The sequence below is a fragment of the Thalassospira sp. UBA848 genome (assembly GCF_002295455.1).
Classification (GTDB): domain Bacteria; phylum Pseudomonadota; class Alphaproteobacteria; order Rhodospirillales; family Thalassospiraceae; genus Thalassospira.
The window spans coordinates 957-23,029 of record NZ_DBGS01000130.1 but is presented as its reverse complement, the minus strand read 5'-3'; the positions used below and the strand labels follow the sequence as shown (position 1 = coordinate 23,029).

The window sequence follows — 22,073 nt, the reverse complement described above, 5'->3', positions numbered from 1 at the left end:
TGCCTTGGTTGCTTTTTTAAAGCCGACATCCCGTCATTTCTTCGCTGCGACAAAGTCTGCACCACGGGCAAACGCGCCATTGCATGATCTTGCACGAAGGCCCCGACTGGATGATTTGGCCCAAAAAGGCCTTAGGAAATTCGTTACCTTGGCTTGCTATACCGGCGATTAGAACAGATTCAAAATCGCCATCAGGGAGCCCTCCATGCAGAAAACCAGCCTTGTCATCCTGTTGACCGGTGTTGTCGCCTTGGGCATGTGGGGGATCAGCGACTATATGGCGCACAAGGGCGAGGCATATGGCAATGTCGAACGCGGCCAATCAATTGCCGAGCAGACCTGTTTGCGCTGCCACACCAAATTCGAAGGCGATCCCCTGCCGGACCCCAATGTAACCAACGCCCCGGCCCTTGCCAGTTTCGGCCAGCGCTGGCCGCTTGAAAACCTTGAAGAGGCCCTTGCCGAAGGCATCACGGTTTCGCATGAAAGCGTGACCATGCCGGAATTTTCCTTCACGCCCGAAACCATCGCCGATCTTCTGAGCTATATGGACAAGCTCACGCAAAAAGCGAATGAATCTGCCAAACAATAAACCTTTGCGAGCCCCCCCCCTTTTAACAATTTGACCAACTAGCCATATAGAACACACCGCCACATTCCCGATATCGGAGACGGCCTTGTTCTACCGGCTTGTTGTTGTTCTGACGTTCTTGCTTTTGCCACTTGTCGCAAGGGCACAGGAATCACTTTTGATCGCCACAAATATTTATCCTCCCTATGTCAATGAAGATGTGGAGAACAGCTTCTTGCCCAACCTGTTTACCGAAATTGGCGCAAGAATGGGGGTCAGGTTCCGCTTTGAGATTATGCCCTGGCGCCGATGCCAGCAGGAAGTAGAAAACCATAACGCGTGGGGCACTATCCCTTATCGCAAGACCGAGCTCCGCGAGCAGACCTTTGCCTTTTCTGATCCGCTGTATTTGCAAGATTCCCATTTCTTTGCCTATGACAAACACGGCAACGAACCACGTTATAACTATACCGAGCTTGCCGACTTACGCGGCTATCGGATAGGTGGCGTGTATGGCTACTACTATGAAAGCTGGTTCGAGGAAGCCGGTCTTAATGTCGATTATGCTCATTCCGAAGAGCAGAACTTAAGGCGCCTTCAACTCGGGCGCATCGACCTTTTCCCGACAGCAACCACCATCGCGTGGTATCAAATTCGTCAATTGTTCCCACCTGAAGAAGTGGCAAACTTCTATACGCTGGAAACCCCATTGATTGACGGGGCAGGCCTGCATTTAATGACGTCCAAGACCTTTCCAAACAATGACGTATTGCTCAAGCGCTTCAACGAGGCCATGGCAGAGATCAAATCATCGGGCACCTATACCCAGCTTGTAGAGAAACATGGATTGACGCTGCGTTACTGATCGCGCCTAGAGGAAATCAGGCCATGACAGGGGTGCAGCCCCGCCATGGCCTGTAACACCGCAACCACGAACACCGCACAGTCGTTCGCAGTTACCGGCGCTATGCCAATCTGGCAAAGGCCCAGCGCCAGGCCGGGTCCGGCTCGATGCCAAAAATGTCTTTAAGCGTTTGGGGAATATCCCCGACGCTGAGCGTGTGTTGTTCTTCCTCGCCAGTGACCAGCCGGATGTTCAGACGGTTATTGAGCAGGGTAAAGCGGGCAAACGGGGCAGAACGCGCGACCATCAGGGTTTTGCAAAAAACGCTGTCCGGGTGATCTGATGCGTACCAGTTCATCACCTCGTAATCGATATCCGAAACCGGCGCGATATCGACCTCGTGCACAGCCTTCCAGACGCCATCGCGTTCCAGTTCAATCCGATAGCTGTGCGCCCCCTTGGTTACACGGTATGTGTCATGCGGGGTCGATTGCGGCGTTTCGACATCAAGCAACAACGGCCCGGTCGGCACGCAACCACCCAATCCAACATCGGCAAGCCAAGCTTCGCCGTCGATCATCACCCGGTTGGCCATATGACAGCGCGGACGGGGCATATCGTTTGGGCCATAGCCCCATAAAACCCGCCCGGCCAGACCTTCGACCTCAAAGCCGAGGCTGCGCAACACCCGGCGAAACAGGCCGTTTTGCTCAAAACAATAGCCACCCCGTTTGTCATGAATCAGCTTTTGATCGACGCGCTCCGGATCGATGCTGATGGGCGCGTCATTGAACACATCAATCGCTTCGAACGGGATGGTTGCCGGATGCATCGCATGCAGGGTTTGCAAAACTTCCAGTGTGGCTTCGCGCGGGCCGTCATAACCGATCCGGGCAAAATAGGCATCGAGATCCACTTCCTGTTTCGGGCGTTTGATCGGGGCGGCCCAACTGGCATTGATCCGGCTTTGCAAAGCGTCATGGTCTGGTGCGACCAGGGCGTTATGGGTGACGGGCTGGTGGCTATTCATCACAAGGCTCCATTCCTTTGACGATGTCTTTTCATCATCGTTTGATCTCATGAAGCAGGACGATAGAACCTCAACCTATGTTACGGTCAAACGCAAAAAATCGAAAAATTTTAAATCGAATAATCTTCGAACAATTTCGGAAATTATGGCCCATTAAGAATATCAACAGCCATAATCACGCCCTGTAAAAGCAACAATCCACCTTTTCCACGCACGATATAGAGCTTTTGCGCGACAGATTGCGTGTGCCTGTGATATTTGAGACTCTTGAAACGTTGAAACACACGGTCGCCATGGATCAACAAAAGATCCCGTTATAAGGCTGACCTTTGGAAACGTCGCTTTATCCACCCAAGACGGGTCGCAAAAGATCCGCTTGTCAGACAGGAAAGTTACGATGCGCACTGTTTATGTGAACGGCGAGTTTTTGCCGGAAACCGAAGCAAAGATTTCGATTTTTGACCGATCCTTCCTGTTCGCCGACGGCGTGTATGAGGTTACCTCGGTCCTTGATGGCAAGCTGATTGACTTTATGGGTCATATGAAGCGCCTGGAACGCTCGCTCAAGGAACTGAAATTCGATTTCAAACCCGATATCGACCAGCTTCTGGAAGCGCACCGCGAACTGGTGAAGCTCAATGACATCACCGAAGGCCTGATTTACCTTCAGGTATCGCGCGGTTCGGCCGGTGATCGTGATTTTGCGATCTCCAAAACGACGCCGCCGACCATCGTGATGTTCACGCAAAGCAAATCGCTGATCAATTCGCCACTGGCCGAACGTGGTCAGAAGATCATGACCTTCCCCGATATCCGCTGGCGCCGCTCGGACATCAAAACCGTCCAGCTGCTTTATGCGTCGCTTCTGAAAACCGACGTCGCTGCACAGGGCAAGGACGATGCCTGGATGGTGCTGGATGGTTACATCACCGAAGGTTCAAGCAACAACGCCTATATCGTCACCAAGGACGGCACGATCGTCACCCGCGAACTGTCGACAGACATCTTGCATGGCATCACGCGCGCATCGGTTCTGAAATGTGCCGAGGAACTGCAGCTTAAAGTCGAAGAACGCCACTTCACGGTCGAAGAAGCCCAGAATGCGTCAGAGGCCTTTTCCACCTCGGCTTCTGCCTTTGTCTGCCCGGTTGTCGAAATTGATGACAAGCCGATTGGCGATGGCGTTCCGGGCCCGGTCGCCAAGCGCCTGCGGGAGATCTATATCGACGCCAACCGCAAGATGGCACTCTGATCTGCCTTGAAAAGCTTTGAATGATCGTCTCCTCAATGTCGATCAAACTGCAAAACGCCGCCCGTCTTCGGGCGGCGTTTTCTTTTACATCAGGGTTTGATTTGCGGGGTTTGATTTGCGTTTCAAACCGTTGCCTGCATCGCGGCAAGTTCTTCTTCGGTAAAGTCCGCTGCAAGGGTGACGTCCTTGCCAGCTTCAAGCACCGCCAGACGTTCGGTCAATGCCGCGCGCACACCGGCATAGGCATCCGAGCCCAGCAACAGGCGAAATGGCATGTGGGGTGCATCCGAAGCCGCAATCATTGCATCGACCATCCGGGCCGGATCGCCCTTGATCACCCAGCCACCGCCAAAGGCCGCTTCTTTCAGGTCATGGGCCGGCGTGCCGTCATAGGCAGCAATCGGGTCCGGCTGAACGATAGAGCCGATAAACGGTGTTCGTGCCGGTCCCGGCTCGACAATCATGAATTCGATGTCAAATGGCGCGACTTCCTTGGCAAGGGATTCAACAAAGCCCTCAATGCCCCATTTGGTCGCGTGATACAGGCTAAAGCCCGGATAGGCGATCTGCCCGCCTTCGGACGATACCTGAATGATGCGCCCCGATCCTTGCGCACGCAGATGCGGCAAGGCGGCCTTGATCACAACAATTGATCCCAAAAGATTGGTATCAATAATGTGGCGCATCTGATCAATGCCGGTTTCCTCGGCCGCACCAAGGATGCCAAAGGCGGCGTTACTCACGATGAAATCAATGCGTCCGACGTCGGCAAAGGCCTTATCGACAGTTGCCTGAACCGCATCCGTATCGCTGACATCAAGATACGCAACACGCAGGCGCTCACCATATTGCGCGACCAGATCGTCAAGCGATCCCGTGCGCCGCACGGTCGCGATCACCCGATCTCCACGTGCCAGCAGTTTTTCCACCAGCCCACGACCAAACCCGGACGATGCACCGGTAATCAACCATGTCTTGTCCATGTCAGTTCCTTTCTGTCTTGCTCTGAACATGGGGGGACTATAGAAACCAATGATTGTTGTGATAACTGCGCTTAATTTGGATGGGTTAGTGAAAATATGCCCGCAATCAGTCAGCCGACCTTGAATGACATGCGGTTCTTCATCGCCGTTGCTGAACATCGCAGCTTTCGCAAGGCGGCTGATGCGCTGGGTGTTGCGCCCTCCACCCTCAGTCACGCGCTACGCAACATGGAAAGCAATCTTGATATCCGTCTGTTTCATCGCACCACGCGCAGTGTTTCGCTGACCGAGGCGGGCGAACAGCTTTTGGACCGGTTGCGCCCGGCACTGGTCAACCTTGAAGAAGCCATGGGCACGGTTGACAGCTTTCGCACCGGTGGGACGTCCGGCACGGTGCGCATCAATACATCTGATGGGGCTGCGCGCCTTTTGACCCGTCATGTCGTGCCGGAAATGCGCAAACGGTATCCGGATGTGGCGATTGATCTGGTGACCGAGGGACGCCTGGTCGATATCGTCGCAGGCGGTTTTGATGCCGGGGCACGATTGGGCGAAACCGTACCGCTTGATATGGTCGCAGTACGCTTTGGCCCGCCATTTCGGTTTGTCGCGGTTGCGTCACCGGACTATTTCAAAACCCGTCCCCGCCCGATCGTACCCGATGATTTGCACAACCACGATTGTATCCGCCATCGCTTTCCCAGCGGCAAGATCTATCACTGGGATTTCGAAAAGCAGGGTCAGGAAATCTCGATTGATGTTTCCGGCCCGCTGACGCTCGATCGTCATGATCTGATGGTCGATGCCGCCCGACAGGGGCTTGGTATTGCTTACGTGTCCGAGATTTATGCCGCGCGCGCCATCGCCAGTGGTGATCTTGTGACGGTGCTGGATGACTGGCTGCCCGAAATTCCGGGGCTTTTCCTGTATTACCCGGACCACCGGCGCGTTCCCCCACCCTTACGCGCCTTTATTGATGTGATGAAATCGCTCGACCCTGCGTTGCGAACCGGATATCTGGAAAGGGATATCTGATTTTAACAATGACAAAAACCGGACCAAAACGCGGGGACAGGGGCGATGACGTCCAGCAGCACATCACGCCAGAAAAACCTTGCCGGCATCATGACGATGTGTGGCGGGGTCGCAGCGCTTTGCATCAATGATGCACTGGCCAAGAGCCTGATGGATCATTATTCCCCGTTTCAGATCATCTTCATGCGCAACATGATCACGCTTCCCTTTGCCTTCCTGCTGGCGCTGAAGATGGGCGGCTATCATGGATTGCGCTCACACCGGGTTGGCGTGCATTTCATGCGCGGTGTCATCTGGATTGCCGCCACGGTGATGTTCTTTACCAGCATCCATCACCTTGGCCTGGCCGAGGCAACGGCACTGGCCTTTGTCGCCCCGCTTTTCATCACCGCCCTTTCGGCAATTTTCATTGCCCGTGTCGGCTGGCGGCGCTGGCTTGCGGTCAGTGTCGGGTTCATGGGCGTTCTGGTGATTGTCCGGCCGGGTGCCGCGACGTTTGAGCTCATGTCGCTGCTGCCGATTGCAACCGCACTTGCCTATGCATTGCTGATGCTAAGCGCGCGTTTTGTTGATACGCGTGAAACCATGTGGACATTGTTGCTCTATCTCAGCCTGACCAGTGGCATCCTGACCTGCATCCCGGCCCTGTTCGTCTGGACATCTGTAAGGCCTGAGGACATCTGGCTGTTTGTCGCGATTGCGGCTTTTGGCTCGGTCGGGATTACCATGATCACCCAGGCGTTTCGCTTTGCCGAGGCGCCGACCGTGGCACCGTTCGACTACACAGCCCTCATCTGGGCCACCGCCCTTGGCTGGCTGTTCTGGGGCGAAACGCCTGATATGCTGACCTTTGTCGGGGCTGCGATCATTACGGCCAGCGGCCTGTTCGTGATCTTTCGCGAAAGCAAGGTTACGGCAGAAAACTAGTCGCGGGGTTTAACACCATAGGTCCGCATGGCGCCTTCGCGCATCTCAGCCTCGGTAACGTCCTTTTTGAACCGGTAGCTGGGGGCAAGGATTTCATTGGCCTTGGTCACCGTGACATCAAACAGGGTCCCTACCCGAAAGGCATCACCCGCCATGCCCTGCAAAATGACCTGGCGTTCGTCAAACCCCGCATCGCCTTTGCGCATCAGAATTGCCGATCCATAAAGCTGCCAGCCGCGCTGCGAAAACACATCCACGAAACTCACACAAACCTGCGGATTGCGCGCGATATTCTGAACCGATTGCGGGGAAGCGATATTGGCGATGATAATGCGGCCTTCACCAAAGCACGCAAAGATTTCCTTGGGACTGACCGACGGCCCGGCATCAGAACCTGTCGCCATCCAGCACAGAACCGAACGATTGGCGTAATCACGGATTTCATCGGTCAGCATGGCAGTCTCCGCCAAAATCGGGGCTGCTGATTACCAGCAGAAATCCCCCATCGCATAGGTGATGTGTCGGCCGGTGGCGGCCAGCAGCGCATCAAGCTTTCCCCGTTCCGGAAGCGTACCGCGCGGCGCGCCGAGTTCATCAGCGTGAATGCCGCCGGTGACGAGGGCGACGTCGAGACCGGCATTATTTGATCCGGCAATATCGGTCGAGATGCTGTCACCTACCACCAGAAGTTTGGCGTCCGGGCCCTTGTCAAACATCTGTAGGCAGAAGTCATAGGCACTTGCCAGTGGCTTGCCTTCCCAGCGGACATTGCCACCCAGTTCTTCATAGCGTCCGGCAATCGCACCGGCACAGATGATGCGGTTGCCACCGCGGATCACTTCACGGTCCGGGTTCGGGCACAGCACCGGCAGGTCGCGGGCAAGCAGTGAATGCAGAAGGTCCTCGTATTTTGAAACCGGATCATGATCATCATTCGGGCCGGTAACCAGAACCCAGTCGGCATCAGCCACTTCGGTGACAATTTCGACATCCTGATTTTCAAACATCGACATGTCACGCACCGGCCCGACCATCAGGACCTTGCGCCCGAGCTTGGCGTACCAGGGATCGCTGCGTGCAACCAGCTGGGCATAGGCGACCTCGCCCGATGCGACTGCGGGACCATACAAATCACGCGAAATGCCCATATCTTCCATCCGCTTGACCACGACCGAGGAACGACGCGGGGCGTTGGACAGAAGCGCAACCGGAATGCCCGCTTCCTTAAGGGCTGTCATCGCGGCAATCGAGTTCGGATAGGGTGTGACCCCGTCATGCACCACGCCCCACAAATCAAGGATCACGGCATCATATTTGCCAATCACCTCGGACAGGCCATTGATCATTTCATAGGAGGCGGTTTGCATGCGTATATCCGTTTCAATTTGATACCTGCGAGATGCGGGTCGAGATTCCCGCCCGCGCGGGAATGACAATTTGCTGGATTGGTACCGTCATCCCCGCGAAAACGGGGATCTCGCACCACAAGCTCGATCTTTAAGCTCAGTCTTTCTTGGCGGCCTCGGCCTCGCGCGCGGCGCGCGCCTCGTCCACCGGGATGCTCTTGCCCGAAATGTCCGGGAAGGCCGCCCCGACCGCGTCGGACACATTGGCAAAGCCATCCTTGCGCAGGCGCCGCGACAGGTCTTCCTTGATCTCGGTCACCAGTTCCACACCGTGATAAACCAGCGACGAATAAAGCTGCACCAGCGATGCGCCGTTCAGGATCTTTTCATAGGCATCCTTGCCCGATGCAATCCCGCCGACACCGATCAGGGGCACCTTGCCCTCGGTCAGACGGTAAAAATCAGCCAGAACCTTGGTCGATGGTGCCATCAAAGGCGGGCCGGAAAGGCCACCCTTTTCATCCTGATCATAGGAATTAAGCCCGACCGGCCGATCAATCGTGGTGTTTGATACGATCATGCCATTCAGCTTGACCTTGGTGACTACAGCCGCGATGTCGGATTTGTCTTCCTCGGTCAAATCGGGTGCGACCTTAAGCAACACCGGCACGCCCTTGGCAAAGGAATTCCGCGCTTTGATCACGGCCTTAAGCAGCTTTTCAAGCGGGGCGCGGCCCTGAAGGGCGCGAAGGCCCGGCGTATTGGGCGAAGACACATTGACGACAAGATAATCAGCATAGGGACCAAGCGCCTCGACCCCCTTGGCGTAATCATCGGCCGCGTCATCGGAATATTTGTTTTTGCCAAGGTTGGCGCCAAGAATACCCCGCCGTGCGCGTTTGCGCAGGCGATTGGCCACGACCTCGGCCCCGTCATTATTAAAGCCCATGCGGTTGATCACCGCGCGGTCGGAATAAAGCCGGAAAAGACGGGGTTTCGGGTTGCCCGGTTGCGGCAGTGGTGTGACAGAACCGATTTCAACAAAGCCAAACCCGTGCGCCAGCATCTGATTGGGGACTTCGCCGTTTTTATCAAAACCTGCGGCAAGCCCGACCGGGTTGGCGAATTTACGCCCGAACACCTCGGTCTCAAGGATCGGGCTGGCGTCCGTCGCGTCATCATCGCGCGGCACCAGATTGTTTTTCAATGCCCAGATGGCCAGACCATGGGCGGTCTCGGCATCGATCCAGCGGACAATCGGCAAAACCAGTGACTTATACCACCCCACGCGTCACACTCCGTGCTTGAAAAGACATGCCCTTTTCTTACGCGCACGACTGCGATTGGGCAAGGATCAATAGCGGGAATTCGCTGTAATCGGGCACGTCATGTCATGCATTTTCGTTCATGCGTTCATCGAATGCGGCGCGCGCGGCTTCGACTTCGGGCATCTTTTCCTTTGTCCAAAGATAAAGCGCCTTGAACGGCCCGATCAGGGTTCTGCCAAGCGGGGTGATTTCATATTCGACAGCCACGGGCGATGTCGCAATGACATTGCGCGAGATAATCCCGTTGCGTTCAAGCTTGCGCAGGGTCTGGGTCAGGGCCTTTTGCGTGATGCCTTCAAGCCCGCGCTTGATCGCATTGAACCGCAGCGGCCCGTCGGCCAGCACGGCCAAAATCATCATCGACCATTTATCGGCAATCTGGTCAAACAGGCCCCGGCACGGGCAATCCTGCCGGAATTCCTTGATTGAACATTCTTTCATTTCCATGGCCGGATCCTTCCAAAACGCTTCATCTGCGCCCCGCTGATACAGCCTCAACCGGCGGTGTGCAGTTTCCTTGAGTATACCTGGTTACCTCAAGGTGCCTGATTGACACCAAGTATATAACATATATCTAGTTGCCATCATAGACTTTCATGAACCGGAGACTTCCGTGATGACGAATACAGATATTCTGTTTCAGCCGTTCAAACTGAAAACGCTGGAACTGCCCAACCGCATCGTGATGGCGCCGATGACCCGCTCCATGGCCGAAAACGGTATTCCGGGCGCGATCAACGCCGAATATTACCGCAAGCGCGCAGAAGGCGGCGTTGGCCTGATCCTGTCGGAGGGCACCGTGGTTGATCGCCCGGCGTCGCGCAACCTGCCGGGTATTCCGTTCTTCCATGGCGACGCTGCCATGGCCGGGTGGAAGGCCGTCGCCGATGCCGTGCATGGTGCTGGTGGTAAAATGGGCCCGCAGATCTGGCATACCGGATCGACCCGGACGCCCGATGGGTGGGAACCGGATGCGCCGGTCGAAAGCCCGTCGGGCCTTGTCGGCCCGGATGATCCGCGCGGCAATACCATGAGCGATGCGGACATTGCTGATACCATCGCGGCCTTTGCCAAGGCAGCCCTTGATGCCAAGAATGCCGGGTTTGATACCTTTGAAATCCATGGCGCGCACGGCTATCTGATTGATCAGTTCTTCTGGTCGGGCACCAATCTGCGCACCGATCGTTTTGGCGGCAAGACCATTGCCGAACGCGCCACCTTTGCGCGCGAAGTGGTTGCGGCCATGCGGGCGGCCGTGGGCCCGGACTTCCCGATCATCCTGCGTGTCAGCCAATGGAAACAGCAGGACTTTACCGCCCGGCTTGCGACAACGCCTGATGAAATGACGTCCTGGCTTGCCCCGCTGGTTGAGGCTGGCGTCGATATCATCCACGCATCGCAACGCCGTTTCTGGGAACCGGAATTCCCCGAAATTGATGGTGAAAAGGGCCTGAACTTTGCCGGTTGGGCCAAGAAGCTGACCGGCGCGCCAACGATTTCGGTCGGCTCTGTCGGTCTGTCATCGGACTTCATCGGCGCGTTTTCCGGCGAAGCCTCCGAAAAATCCAGCCTCGATGACCTGATCGAGCGCATGGAAAAGAACGAGTTTGATCTGATCGCGGTTGGCCGTGCGCTGATCACCGATGCCCAGTGGCCAAGCAAGGTCAAAAGCGGCGCCTTTGACAAGCTCGAAGACTTCAACCCCTCTGCGCTGGCAGAACTGGTGTAGGTCCGCTACACCATCCCCCCCCCTGTTGTGCCACGCAAAAACAGCCCGCCACTTCCCCGGCGGGCTGTTTGACATTGGACACCAGATTTATCTGCGACCTCAAACCTGCGAGATAATCTGAAACAGGAAAATCACGGTCCCGGCTGTCAGACCAAGGGCAGCGAGCATCAAAAGCCCGTCACTGACAAGGATGGCCAGACCGAAGGCGGCAATCGCTGTCATCGGGGCGACACCGGCAAAGGGTACCAGTTCGAACACCGGCACAAAAAGCGACAACAGCAAACACATGAGCGCTGCGACGCGAACGGCAATACCACTGCTAAGCCGTTCAAACCGGCCACCAAACCAGCGATCCATGCGTGCGGCCACCGGATCAATCCGATCCAGTCCCGCACAGACCTTGTCGCCATCAAGCGTGCGCTTTGCCAAAACGTCGGGCAGCCACAAATAACTGCGCCCAATGATGATTTGCAGGGAAAACACAGCAATGAGCAGGGCAAGCAAGGCCGGCACCAGCGGAATACCCGATATCGGTGACATGCCAATCAAACCCGGCACCAACAGAAACGGCCCCTGACTGCGTTGACCCAGCTCGGCAACGATATCCCCGACGGAGATGCATTGGTCACCGGCCGCGCGTTTGCCGATCCGCGCAACAATCTCCTGCACGGATGAGTTCTGATGATCTGCCATCACCTGCACTTTCGGCTGTCAGTAGGGCGGGCATCGACGGGGCGATTATAACTGGAAGTATTGTACATGGTGTCAAAACGCCTGACGCCCCCGGTTGTTTCCAACCAATTGCGCCAGAACAATGCATAAGGCCCGCGATTATGGTTCGATCACCCGATGCCACAACTTGATATCGATAAACTGAAAGCAACCCTCGCCGCGCGAAGCCCCGGCCCGTTTCATTTCCATGAAATCTTCGGGCCTGACTGGGATGGACTTTATATCGGCGACAAGGTCAAACTTGGCCATGCGTTTCCAGGCTCAGGACCTATTAATTTTGTTTGAATGGTTCTCCGGATTTGTGCGGATACGCGAAGCAAAGCCGCAGGAAGATATGAATCTTTCAAGGTTTTGCGACAAAGTAGCCCGTGCAAATCCGGAGAATCCGAAGGACAGACGTTATATTTGCAACTTCCTGCGTCAAACCCCTTGGCCGGGATACCAGCCCGCCCGGCGGGATTTTCCTTGGATTTCACAAATATAACGTCTGCCATTCAGACAAAATCAATAGGCCCTGAGCCTAACGCCGTGCGCGCCGGGAAATTCCCCGGCGTGATTGATACCGGCACCAAGAAGGGCGGCGGGCGTTTATATCTGTGGAAACCGCGCGGGATTTAAGTCCGGCGCGTCGCGGCGGGGCTGGCGCAGATCAACGCAGGTCTTCGGGCAGGATGTGCACACCGTTTTCATCAAGGCGAATGTCATCAACCTTGGTGACGTGCTCGACCGACAGCACGTCATAAAGATGCGGGAACAGTGTACCGCCACGGGCCGGTTCCCATTTCAGCTTTGCTTCGATTGGCGCGACCGGAACGCGCAAAAGCTTCAAATGATCCCGCCCCTTGTAATGCAGGGCCAAAGTTGCCGCCAGCGTGTCCTGGGTCGAGAAATGGATAAAGCCATCGGCGATATCGTGCGGCGCACCGTCATATTGTCCGGCACTAAGGGCCTCTGCCCATTCATCCGAACCCAGTACGCGATAGATCATGTCATCAGTTGTATTTGTCATGGCGGGAATTTAGGCAGACGCAACCAAAACGGCAAGCCTATTTCATCTGATCTTTAAGCCAGCCCAGAAGTTTCGCATGGCGCTCCGTCTTGGCAAATTCAGGACTGCAAACCAGCCAATAGGCCGATTTCATCGCAACAGCGGGACCAACCGCCTCAAGGAATCCTTGCCCGATATCACCTTCGATCAGAAGGGTGCGGCCAAGCCCGATGCCCATGCCATTGATTGCGGCCTGCAACACCAGATCGGCACGATCAAAGGCCAATGCCGTGCGATCCGCATCAAGATTGACATCCGCATCAAGGTTGACCCCGGACTTCGCACAATAATAGCCCCAGCTGAAATCGGTGCCATCACGCTCCCCCACGGCATCCTTGAGCAAGGTAACGTCAGGATCGCCAAGAATGTCTTCAAGCCCCCTGCCCTCGGCGACATAGCCCGGACGGGCGACCGGCATGATCGCGGCCTTTTTAAGCAAGCTGGAATGCAAACCGGGATACGGCCCGGCACCAAAGCGAATGGCGGCATCAATCGTGCCCGCACTGAAATCCACTGGCCGGTCATTGACATCCAAGGCAATCTCAAGCCCCGCTTGCTGGGCACCCGCCAGATTGGGCAACACCCATTTCATCGCCAGTGCAGATGCCACCGACAGGCGTACTGTGCCTTCTGTCCGAAATTTTTCCAGCCGATCAAACGCCCCATCCCAGACGCCCACCGTTTCAATTGCCGCCGCACACAGCACCCGGCCATATTCGGTCGGCGTGATCTGGCGTGTGGTGCGTTCAAACAACGCGAAGCCAAACGCCTCTTCAAGCTGGGTAATCCGGTGACTGATGGCCGATTGATGCACACCCAGCTTCTCGGCCGCCTTGCTGAAACTGTTTTCACGCGCAATCGCGGCCAACACCGGGGCCAGGGGGCTCACCCGTCCGATCAGGTCGTCTCGCGACATTTCATGAGATTTCTTCATCTATATATGAGTCCAGAATTCCTGTGAGATTTATTAAAACAGCCTCAACAGAGATTTTAACAGGAGTAGAGTCATGAGTACATCTCAAGAAAATACCCAAACCGTCCCGGTGCAGATCGTCAATGCGTTTGTAAAAAATGGCCAGGGCGGCAACCCGGCCGGTGTCGTGCTGGATGCCGACCAATACAGCGACTCACAAAAGCTGTTGATTGCCCAGAAAGTCGGGCTTTCCGAAACCGCCTTTGTCTCGAAATCCGAGACCTGCGGCATCAAGCTTGATTTCTTTACCCCGACCAAACGCATCGCCCATTGCGGCCATGCGACCATCGCTACATTCTCCTATCTTGCCGCACTGGAACGTTTTGGTGATGGCGAGACATCAAAGGAAACCGTCGATGGCCCGCGCAAGATCATCCTTGATCACGGCATGGCCTATATGGAGCAACTGGCCCCGACCTACACCCCGGCCAGCAAGTGGGTTGATCAGGGTGTCACGCTCTGTGATGTCCTGAAATCGCTTGCGATCACGTCGGATGATCTCGATGACCGCGCCCGCCCGGTGCTGGTCAACACGGGCAATAATTTCATCGTCATCGCGGTGAAAGATCAGGCGACGCTCGCCAACATCACGCCCGATCAGGACGCCATCAACGCGATTAGTGAGAAACTGGACCTGATCGGCTATTACATCTTCACCACCGAAACCGGTGGCGCAGACGACGCAGGCATTGACGCCACCACCCGCATGTTCGCCCCGCGCTATGGCATCACCGAGGAAGCCGCCACCGGCATGGCCGCCGGGCCGCTGGCCTGCGTTCTTCATGACCTGCTGGACATCAAAAAGGACAGCTTCCTGATCGCCCAGGGCGAATTCATGACCGAACCCTCGCCAAGCGAAATCAAGGTCACGCTGGACCTCAAAGACGACCGCATCACCGGCCTTCTGGCAGGCGGTCAGGGCAAGGTGATGAAAAACCTTGAGATTGCGCTGTAAGCACGGAGTGGTGTCAGGACCAGAGTTTGGCGCTTCTGTAAATTCGCAGGAGCGCCATATTTTACCCATAAGTAAAATATGGCTAAAAATCGGGCCTCAATCACCGAATTTTACTTATAGGTAAACTTGACTTTACATTCACAGCAAACCCCCCTAAATTTACCGATAGGTAAATTTGGAGGATGCCGTGCACATCACCCGCATGGACCAGCTTGGCCCGGAAATCCGCAAGGCCCGCAAGGCGCTTGGCCTGTCGCAAACCGATCTGGCGCTTGCCACGGGGCTTAGCATCAAGTTCCTCAGCCAGCTTGAAACCGGCAAGGCCGACAATCCGGGCTTTGCCAATATTCTGGATATCACCCGTGCCCTTGGCGGTCAGGTGATGCTGGACTGGTCGGATATGTCATCCGAACCCGACCCCGGCCAAACGGACGGGGGCACGGCATGACCAAAACCCTTCTGGTCCTTGCCAATGGCCGCGACCGGGTTGGCGTTTTGCGCGCCGATGCACGCGGCTATATGTCGTTTGACTATGACCCGGAATGGCTTGCAAGCCCTGCGGCCTATCCGGTTTCGCAAAGCATTCCGCTGCGGGATGGTGCGTTTGACCATCAGGCCATTGAACCGTTCTTTGACGGGCTTTTACCCGATAAAAAGGATGTCCGCCGCCAGATAGCAGCATTGTTTGATGTCGCCCCGACGGACGAGTTTGGCATTCTCGAACATATCGGGCGCGATTGCGCCGGGGCCTTGATGCTGATCCATCCCGATCAGGCAAAAAGCCCCCTGCAACCTGATGCCCACCTTTCGGCGATCTCGACCGATGATCTTGCCAAACGCATTGCCGAGCTGCCCCAAAGACCGCTTTTCATCGAAGAGGATGAAGTTGTCCTGTCACTGGCCGGGGTGAATGACAAGGCTGCGGTTTATATCGATCCAGCCACACAGGAAATCTCCCTGCCGTTTGGCGGATATCCAAGTACCCATATCCTCAAGATCGACATCGAACGCCTGCCGGACTCTACCCGGACCGAGCATTTCTGCATGAAGCTTGCGCGCAAGATCGGCCTTGATGCCGCGCACACCAAAATCCGCCTGTTTAATGATCGCCCTGTCCTGTTCGTCACCCGCTTTGACCGCGCCTATGCCCAGACATCAAACGGCGTCCGCGTCACCCGCCTGCATCAGGAAGATTTCTGTCAGGCACTTGGGGTCAATCCGGATGTCAAATATGAACGTCAGGGCGGACCGGACCTTGCCGCGATGTTTACGCTCACCAAACAGGCATCCACCATCCCGGCGCGCGATATCCCCAAATTGCTTGGGTTTGTGATTTTCAATTTCCTGATCGGCAACCCGGATGCGCACGCCAAGAACTATTCCCTGATCTATCGGCAACGCCCGACAAATGCCAATGCGACAAATGTCCACACCGCGATCAGTCCGCTCTATGACGTCAACAATGGTGCGGCGTTTCGCGATTGCTTCAAAAGCCAGCGCCCCCGCCTCGCCCAATCCATCGGCGGATGCTTTGACCCGACCGAACTGGACTGGTCGCACTGGGAAGCCCAGGCCCGTATGATCGGAAGCTCCCCGACCGCACTTCGCAAGGCGTTGCTCACCATGGCAAAGAAAGTCCGCGAAACCATCACCCCGCTGCGCGATGAAGTGCGCGGCACGGATGCCGACAGCCCAAGGCTGGACCTGATCGTTGACGATGTGTCGAACCGGTGTGAAGCTTGGATCCGCAAACTCGGGTGATCCCATGGATCAAGAAGGTGACCATAAACGAGGACAGTCCCCTTTTATGCCCGACTTTGCAAAGCACGATAAGGCTCGGAGATAGTGCAAGCCATCTTCGGTCTCAACGCTCATAGAAACTTCTCGGCCAACACGCGCTTGCCGCGGGGATCAACGTGCGTGACCCTGTCATCATCGGGATAGTAGAAGCCGGTGACGTAGAGGTCGAAACGTCCGATCTCCACACGCACCGATATCTCATGATTGTCGTTCCAGGTGTCACTTAGCGACGCCTTACACGTCTCGCCCCGCAGCTCGAAGTTGAACGATGTACTCTCTCTATCCCAGTTCGACACAGCGGTCCGGATGAGAGTATTGCTGATAGTGTCGCGCTTCTTCTGGGAAAGCATTTCAAGAGAGGACTCCCTGATCGGGCCGAACATACCGCTGGCGTTCATGGCCTCCAAGATCTTGCGCATATGCACACCGGTGTGCTGGTTCACGAAAAGAGATGATCGCGATCCGTGCGGACAGCCAAGTATGAGAGAGCGGATGTTCCACCAGGTCTCCGCCACCTGCGCAACAGTCGCTTCGGCGGCTGAGAGCTGCACAAACCAGGCCAGGGCATCCCTGCTCCTGATGGTGCCGTCGGCCTCCAACTCGACGTTGTCAGCCACTACGACCACTGGATGGGCGTTGTCCGCGTAGAGCGGTTGCTCTAGCCGATAAGCGTCTAGCCCCGTTACACTCTGCACCGCCTCTACGAGCCTATTCGCCCTCTCTTCAGAATAGGGACAGGTCACAAACCCCCTCACGAATTGCGTTGTATGGTCTGCCCCCGCATATGTCGCTATCTGGGAGAGGCTCCCGATATGCCCAGATCCGTGGCGCGGGGGAGCAGTGAGGATCGGATGCCAATCAGGGTATACGTCGACCGCGTTGCCCAGCTCCTCAATCAGCTCTTCGACTCTACGCCGACCCACCTCAGGATCCTTCAGGTTTTTCGTGAGATAGTCGAACGCCCCGGCGTTCTGCTGCGCGGCGACTGTAGGTGCGCGAAATTCCATGATTAACCTCTATTACGTGAATAATATAACTTACGTAGATAAATTAATTCACGTAATATTGCAAGTAATGAGCACACGAGTGCATTCAATCTGCCGCTTTCGCCCCGCGACATACGACCATTCGTCGGCTAAAGCTTTGTGTTGAAGGAATGAGAATGCCATTGGCGAAAAAGGGGAACAGATTTATTTTCTCGATAGAGACAAATAAAGACACCTATGCGCATGACCACGGAACGATGGATGTCTTCCTTCGCAGGTATCACGGGAACAATGACGTAGTGCTTTCTCCCGTCACCCCACTTGTGAAGGCCGGGTCCATGCAGCCACATGGCCGGCCCCCCGATTATCCCAACTTTTTATCCGCACTCCTTTTCACCACACTTACGCCCAGCACCCCCAACGCAATACCCCAGATCGGGCTGGTATTGACCAGGGCGGCGATGATGGCCGGGGCCTGGAGCGGGGTGAGGATGATGGCGTAGGCGATGGCGCCCATGGTCATGATCCAGGTGAGTGCGACGGCGTAGCCGAAGCTGGGGCGCCAGCGCCGCACAAAGGCGTCTTCGCTGGCGACTTCGGCGCGGATGGTGCGGTTGACGGATTTGAGCGTTTCGGTATCACGCGCCAGTTCGATTTCGGCCATGCGTTCGGTGTGGCGGTTGGCCGCGCTTATTTGTTCGGGGGTGACGTCGCCCTTGGTCACAGCCGCCTCCACCTGTTTGAGGCCCTCGGCCGCGGTTTTGGCAATCGGGTTGTCGATATGATCAAGCCCCGCGCCCACCGCCTTCATCAAAAGCGGCAGGCCGATCTGGGCGAGCAATGCCGGGATCATGTGATACCTCCCTACCCTATATTTTTGTAAAACAAGTGATTTCCGATCTCGGCGACCGGCACATGGCCGCGCGCCCAGAACGGATCCACCGCATGGGTGTGATAATGGGTGGCACCGTCGGTTTGGTCGGCAAGATCGCCCGCCACCGCGCGTTTGGCGATGCGTTTGCACAAACGGTAGGCCGGGTCACGCGGGCTGAGTGCCAGTAGTTTCTTGCGGTTGGGGTCATTGGCGTTCCAGCAGGAAAACTGTGCCGGTTTCAGGCAGACAGATTTCACGTCATTGCCCCACCAATAGCGCCCGCGTCGCTTGGTAAATGCCACCCGGTTGAGGATGACCGATGCCACGGCCTCGATCCCGGCAAGTTCCTCGCCGCGCGCTTCGCCATAAAGGGTGCGGGCAAGCACTTCGACTTCGGACAGCATATCGGGGTCGGTTACCGGTAGCGGGGCCGATCTGGTCAGGGTTTGGGTGTCATTCATAAGCTCTGATCCTTTTGGGTCGGGATGATGGGGGTATCGAGTTTGGCCTCGATCCGGAGCAAATGGCCGGTCAGGCGCTTTTCGACATCCTTGAGATAGGGGATGGAGACATAGTTGCGCGCGACATCCAGCTTGAACGCCGCCAAGCCATCCCGCAGATCGGTGACGTCTGTGTCCTGACGGCTGCGTTGCTGTTCCACGCGGCTCAGCAATTCGGAACGCATCCGCCAATGCAGCCAGAACAGGCTGGCGACAACAGGGATTTCAACAGCCGTGATCCACCAGATCACATCGACAGACTGGGTCACAGGCAGGGTCATGGGGGCCTCGATAATCAGACAAAGAAAAACCCGCAAACCTATGGCTTGCGGGTCAGTTCACCGTCCCCTCCCCCGGGGCAACATCCCACGGGTTGGACAGGCGGTTTGAGCATTCAGGAGGCCGGCAGAAGAGTTACGCCTACGCTGCCGGGCCCTTCAGCTTTTCTTCAAGGTCCTGCCAGGCCTCGCCAGAGGCAACAAGGCAGCTTGGGCCGGACGGATAGGTAAACAGGATGGTCCATGTCTGGCCATCGGGCGCTTTGAGCACCTCGATCACGCCACCATTGGACGTGACGCCAACCGCGACCGGCTCTTCGGAATATTTTGCGCTCAGGCTGTCGATCACCTTGGATCGATCCCCGCAGACGGGGGACGCCGAGGCTTGGGGAATTGCTACTGCAACGGCACCTGCCACCACAGCGATCAAGCTCAGTGTTTTCAACATGGTCAGGCCTCCTGACAGTCAGGTGCGTCCACATGGACGTCTTGTTTTCCTGCACTGCGAAATGGATCAACAAATGATCTTTGGCCGTTTCCTTGTGCCGGTTTCGATCCGCCGACAACCTTGCTTGGCTGGCTTAAATTCTCACTTTGGTATAGGAAGAAAAATTCCTTACTATTCTTTCATATAATAAACGTAGGCATCAAAGCTGAATTTTCCATAAACATTTCACAAATGTGATACACAGCCCTGCTAACCATTTGGCATTGTGAGAAAGTTTTTTCTTCCCTCACGGATTGAAGTGGCTCTCGGCCCGGAAAATCCCGCCAATCCCCCGCCAATCGGCACGTTTGACCGGCATATCGACCCGCGGCAAACGCACCGGATCATGCAAAATACAGCCTGCCACCGCATCCAGCCCGTCATCCGGGCCATTGCCATCGGGATGCCAATCACGCATCTGGCGCAGGAACGGTGTCTGGCAAACATCGCGATGAACATGCAACAACCTCGCGCCCATCACCGCGCCAAAGGCGTCCTCGATCCGGGTGGCTTTGGTGGTAGTTTCATAATGCTCTACGACGCTGGCGGCCCATCCGATTGATTTCAGTTCACGCCGAAGGATATTGGGCAAAAACCGGCCAATGCCATTGGTCTCGACCCGGACAGACGGCAAGTGATGGCGCGCCATGAAGTCGGCCACCTGCGCACAAAGCTGACTGGCTTCGTCGCGCCAGGGCATGTCACCGCTTTCGGCCGGATCGCCCGGATTGGCCGCGCGCAGCCATGCGACATCCTGCAACCAGTATTCCCCCTGATCACAGATATAAATGCATGCCACCACCGCTCCGTCACCGCGAAGCGACCCGAAACTTGGATCAAAATGGCAGGCACTCGCCACCATGGTCCGCCCGCCAATCCGAAGCGTCATACGGCCATTGCCATGCGTGACCTCGGCCTGATCGTCGTAGAACCGCAATTTTGCCGGATCGAGCATCCCGGCCACGGGTGCGACCATTTCAAGCATCATCTGGCTTTGGAACTTGCGCTCTGGCGTGCGGATCCGCATCGACTTGATCGCGGCCAGATCAAATCTTTCCGGCCAGTTCGATGCCCCGTCCTTATTGACGATGGGCAGTTCAAAGCGTGAAAAACCGTCAAGGAACGGGGCAACTTCGCCGACTTCCGTCCGCGCTTCACGGGCGTAGATCGAGTAATAGCTGTGCGGGGTTCCGACATAAAGCTGCGCACCGCCTGGCCCCAGCACATAGGCAATTTCGCCAAGCTTTTCGCGCAGCTCGGCACGTTTATGGGCGGTGTCGCTGTTTTTGGGCACTTCGACATCATCGCAAATCACGATATCGGCGCGTGACCCGGTGATGTTGCCGCCAATGCCCACCGCCTGCATGGACGGATCGCGCAACACAGCCGTCCGCGCCACGGTAAATCGCTCGCTCCCCCAATCGATCCGCTTGTCGGGTAAAAGGGCGCCCATCAACGGATGCCGCTCAATCACGCGCTTGACGTTGCGCACCATCTTTTTCGCCAGATCCAGATCGGCGGCCAGCACCAGAATACGCATATCGGCATCGCGATACAGCAACCAGGCACAAAACAACCCGACCAGTGTCGACTTGCCGGAATTGCGAAACGCCATCAAAAGCATTTCCCGCTTGCCCGACTGCCAGCAGTCCTCAAGCCAATCGGCCATCTTGCGATGATGGGCAGGCAGGCCGAGCCCCAACATCTGATCCCAGATCCAGACGAATTCGGCGAAGCGGGCTAGATAAGGCTGCACTGCCAAGACGTAGCCCTCCCAAAAATAAACCACGTCGTTCCCGCGAAAGCGGGAACCCACCTTAAACACCACACCAACTGCACCATGGATCCCCGCCTTCGCGGGGATGACGGTCGGGTAGTTCTCGGCATTCGTCATCCCCGCGAAGGCGGGGATCCCGAGCAACGCACTCCACAACAGCGATCCCGCACAACCAAAAGCCGTGCTAATCTACCCGCATGAAACAAGCGTTCGTTTACATCCTTGCAAGTCGCCCGAACGGCACGCTCTATGTCGGCGTCACCGGCGATCTGCGCCAGCGCATACACCAGCACCGGATGGGTGATGTGCCGGGTTTCACCAAACGATACGGCATCAAACAGCTCGTCCATTTTGAGCCGCACGACACCATGCCCGATGCCATCCTGCGCGAAAAACGGATTAAGAAATGGCGGCGCGCCTGGAAAATCCGCTTGATCGAGGAACACAATCCGCATTGGCGCGATCTGTTCGATCAATTGAATGGGTGAGCGCTCCGTTTCCCTACAACATCCCTTTTTTGTCATGCCCGCGAAGAGCCTGTGCCCGCAACGGCGGGTACGTGCATCCATCCCACACTTGCACATAACGGCAAGATGGATCCCCGCCTGCGCGGGGATG

General features: G+C 56.3%; 26 protein-coding genes. 11 read left to right on the top strand and 15 right to left on the bottom strand.

The window, feature by feature from the left end; translation table 11 throughout:
• Nucleotides 1-205: 205 nt before the first annotated feature.
• Both B2R48_RS17705 and B2R48_RS17700 read left to right on the top strand, forming a co-directional pair.
• Entirely contained in the window at nt 206-592 is a 387-nt protein-coding gene (locus B2R48_RS17705; protein ID WP_297003119.1) for a c-type cytochrome, read from the top strand.
• 85 nt (nt 593-677) lie between these two features.
• A complete protein-coding gene (locus B2R48_RS17700; RefSeq protein ID WP_297003117.1) occupies nt 678-1,436 on the top strand; it encodes a substrate-binding periplasmic protein in 759 nt (252 codons plus the stop codon).
• A 100-nt stretch (nt 1,437-1,536) separates the two neighbouring features.
• Here B2R48_RS17700 and B2R48_RS17695 read toward each other — a convergent pair whose 3' ends face one another.
• Nucleotides 1,537-2,445 (bottom strand): arylamine N-acetyltransferase family protein, encoded by a 909-nt coding sequence (locus tag B2R48_RS17695; protein WP_213474743.1) that lies wholly within the window; start codon nt 2,443-2,445, stop codon nt 1,537-1,539.
• 397 nt (nt 2,446-2,842) lie between these two features.
• Here B2R48_RS17695 and B2R48_RS17690 point away from each other — a divergent pair, with 397 nt between their 5' ends.
• A complete protein-coding gene (locus B2R48_RS17690; protein ID WP_213474742.1) occupies nt 2,843-3,697 on the top strand; it encodes a D-amino-acid transaminase in 855 nt (284 codons plus the stop codon).
• Nucleotides 3,698-3,819: 122 nt separating this feature from the next.
• Here the strand turns inward: B2R48_RS17690 and B2R48_RS17685 are convergent, their stop codons facing one another.
• A complete protein-coding gene (locus B2R48_RS17685) occupies nt 3,820-4,680 on the bottom strand; it encodes an SDR family oxidoreductase (protein ID WP_297003113.1) in 861 nt (286 codons plus the stop codon).
• 96 nt (nt 4,681-4,776) lie between these two features.
• Here B2R48_RS17685 and B2R48_RS17680 point away from each other — a divergent pair, with 96 nt between their 5' ends.
• Together B2R48_RS17680 and B2R48_RS17675 are read left to right on the top strand one after the other, a co-directional pair.
• Nucleotides 4,777-5,715, top strand: coding sequence for a LysR family transcriptional regulator (locus B2R48_RS17680; protein ID WP_297003111.1), 939 nt, complete (start codon nt 4,777-4,779; stop codon nt 5,713-5,715).
• 45 nt (nt 5,716-5,760) lie between these two features.
• Nucleotides 5,761-6,642, top strand: a complete 882-nt coding sequence (locus tag B2R48_RS17675; protein WP_297003110.1) for a DMT family transporter — start codon at nt 5,761-5,763, stop codon at nt 6,640-6,642.
• Here the strand turns inward: B2R48_RS17675 and B2R48_RS17670 are convergent.
• The 4 genes from B2R48_RS17670 to B2R48_RS17655 form a co-directional block, all read right to left on the bottom strand.
• Complete coding sequence (locus B2R48_RS17670) at nt 6,639-7,097, bottom strand: pyridoxamine 5'-phosphate oxidase family protein (protein ID WP_297003108.1); 459 nt, start codon at nt 7,095-7,097, stop codon at nt 6,639-6,641. The genes B2R48_RS17675 and B2R48_RS17670 overlap by 4 nt on opposite strands.
• A gap of 30 nt (nt 7,098-7,127) precedes the next feature.
• The gene (locus B2R48_RS17665) at nt 7,128-8,009 is read right to left on the bottom strand and encodes a TIGR01459 family HAD-type hydrolase (protein ID WP_297003106.1); all 882 of its coding nucleotides are present in this window, start codon (nt 8,007-8,009) and stop codon (nt 7,128-7,130) included.
• A gap of 136 nt (nt 8,010-8,145) precedes the next feature.
• Nucleotides 8,146-9,276: a quinone-dependent dihydroorotate dehydrogenase gene (locus B2R48_RS17660; protein WP_297003105.1), complete on the bottom strand. Its 1,131-nt coding sequence runs from the start codon at nt 9,274-9,276 to the stop codon at nt 8,146-8,148.
• Between the two features lie 103 nt (nt 9,277-9,379).
• Nucleotides 9,380-9,763 (bottom strand): winged helix-turn-helix transcriptional regulator, encoded by a 384-nt coding sequence (locus B2R48_RS17655; protein ID WP_114129874.1) that lies wholly within the window; start codon nt 9,761-9,763, stop codon nt 9,380-9,382.
• A 169-nt stretch (nt 9,764-9,932) separates the two neighbouring features.
• On the opposite strand from B2R48_RS17655, the gene B2R48_RS17650 reads away from it, so the two are divergent.
• Nucleotides 9,933-11,045 (top strand): NADH:flavin oxidoreductase, encoded by a 1,113-nt coding sequence (locus tag B2R48_RS17650; RefSeq protein WP_213474735.1) that lies wholly within the window; start codon nt 9,933-9,935, stop codon nt 11,043-11,045.
• Between the two features lie 99 nt (nt 11,046-11,144).
• Here the strand turns inward: B2R48_RS17650 and B2R48_RS17645 are convergent, their stop codons facing one another.
• Nucleotides 11,145-11,738: an exopolysaccharide biosynthesis protein gene (locus tag B2R48_RS17645; RefSeq protein ID WP_297003101.1), complete on the bottom strand. Its 594-nt coding sequence runs from the start codon at nt 11,736-11,738 to the stop codon at nt 11,145-11,147.
• Nucleotides 11,739-11,894: 156 nt separating this feature from the next.
• Here B2R48_RS17645 and B2R48_RS17640 point away from each other — a divergent pair, with 156 nt between their 5' ends.
• Nucleotides 11,895-12,062, top strand: a complete 168-nt coding sequence (locus B2R48_RS17640; RefSeq protein WP_297003100.1) for a hypothetical protein — start codon at nt 11,895-11,897, stop codon at nt 12,060-12,062.
• Nucleotides 12,063-12,426: 364 nt separating this feature from the next.
• Here B2R48_RS17640 and B2R48_RS17635 read toward each other — a convergent pair whose 3' ends face one another.
• On the bottom strand, nt 12,427-12,786 hold the full coding sequence (locus B2R48_RS17635) for a DUF952 domain-containing protein (protein WP_062955643.1): 360 nt from the start codon (nt 12,784-12,786) through the stop codon (nt 12,427-12,429).
• A 37-nt stretch (nt 12,787-12,823) separates the two neighbouring features.
• Nucleotides 12,824-13,759 carry a LysR family transcriptional regulator gene (locus B2R48_RS17630; RefSeq protein WP_297003097.1) on the bottom strand — a complete coding sequence of 312 codons (936 nt, stop codon included), beginning with the start codon at nt 13,757-13,759 and terminating at the stop codon, nt 12,824-12,826.
• A 73-nt stretch (nt 13,760-13,832) separates the two neighbouring features.
• Here B2R48_RS17630 and B2R48_RS17625 point away from each other — a divergent pair, with 73 nt between their 5' ends.
• The 3 genes from B2R48_RS17625 to B2R48_RS17615 all read left to right on the top strand — a co-directional run bounded on the left by B2R48_RS17625 (nt 13,833) and on the right by B2R48_RS17615 (nt 16,514).
• Entirely contained in the window at nt 13,833-14,753 is a 921-nt protein-coding gene (locus tag B2R48_RS17625) for a PhzF family phenazine biosynthesis protein (RefSeq protein ID WP_297003096.1), read from the top strand.
• Nucleotides 14,754-14,940: 187 nt separating this feature from the next.
• On the top strand, nt 14,941-15,201 hold the full coding sequence (locus B2R48_RS17620) for a helix-turn-helix domain-containing protein (protein ID WP_213474731.1): 261 nt from the start codon (nt 14,941-14,943) through the stop codon (nt 15,199-15,201).
• Nucleotides 15,198-16,514: a type II toxin-antitoxin system HipA family toxin gene (locus B2R48_RS17615; RefSeq protein WP_297003094.1), complete on the top strand. Its 1,317-nt coding sequence runs from the start codon at nt 15,198-15,200 to the stop codon at nt 16,512-16,514. The genes B2R48_RS17620 and B2R48_RS17615 overlap by 4 nt, the downstream gene beginning before the upstream one ends.
• 110 nt (nt 16,515-16,624) lie before the next feature.
• Here B2R48_RS17615 and B2R48_RS17610 read toward each other — a convergent pair whose 3' ends face one another.
• From B2R48_RS17610 to terL, 6 genes are all read right to left on the bottom strand, one after another.
• On the bottom strand, nt 16,625-17,560 hold the full coding sequence (locus B2R48_RS17610; RefSeq protein ID WP_297003093.1) for a hypothetical protein: 936 nt from the start codon (nt 17,558-17,560) through the stop codon (nt 16,625-16,627).
• A 343-nt stretch (nt 17,561-17,903) separates the two neighbouring features.
• On the bottom strand, nt 17,904-18,392 hold the full coding sequence (locus B2R48_RS17605) for a 3TM-type holin (protein WP_297003092.1): 489 nt from the start codon (nt 18,390-18,392) through the stop codon (nt 17,904-17,906).
• Between the two features lie 11 nt (nt 18,393-18,403).
• Nucleotides 18,404-18,874, bottom strand: a complete 471-nt coding sequence (locus tag B2R48_RS17600) for a cell wall hydrolase (RefSeq protein WP_297003091.1) — start codon at nt 18,872-18,874, stop codon at nt 18,404-18,406.
• Complete coding sequence (locus tag B2R48_RS17595; protein WP_062955634.1) at nt 18,871-19,194, bottom strand: hypothetical protein; 324 nt, start codon at nt 19,192-19,194, stop codon at nt 18,871-18,873. Before B2R48_RS17595 ends, B2R48_RS17600 begins: the two co-directional genes overlap by 4 nt.
• Nucleotides 19,195-19,333: 139 nt before the next feature.
• On the bottom strand, nt 19,334-19,639 hold the full coding sequence (locus tag B2R48_RS17590) for a hypothetical protein (RefSeq protein WP_062955633.1): 306 nt from the start codon (nt 19,637-19,639) through the stop codon (nt 19,334-19,336).
• A gap of 286 nt (nt 19,640-19,925) precedes the next feature.
• Nucleotides 19,926-21,434 (bottom strand): phage terminase large subunit, encoded by a 1,509-nt coding sequence (gene terL / locus B2R48_RS17585; protein ID WP_297003132.1) that lies wholly within the window; start codon nt 21,432-21,434, stop codon nt 19,926-19,928.
• 218 nt (nt 21,435-21,652) lie between these two features.
• On the opposite strand from terL, the gene B2R48_RS17580 reads away from it, so the two are divergent.
• Nucleotides 21,653-21,943, top strand: coding sequence for a GIY-YIG nuclease family protein (locus B2R48_RS17580; RefSeq protein ID WP_297003090.1), 291 nt, complete (start codon nt 21,653-21,655; stop codon nt 21,941-21,943).
• Nucleotides 21,944-22,073 lie beyond the last annotated feature (130 nt).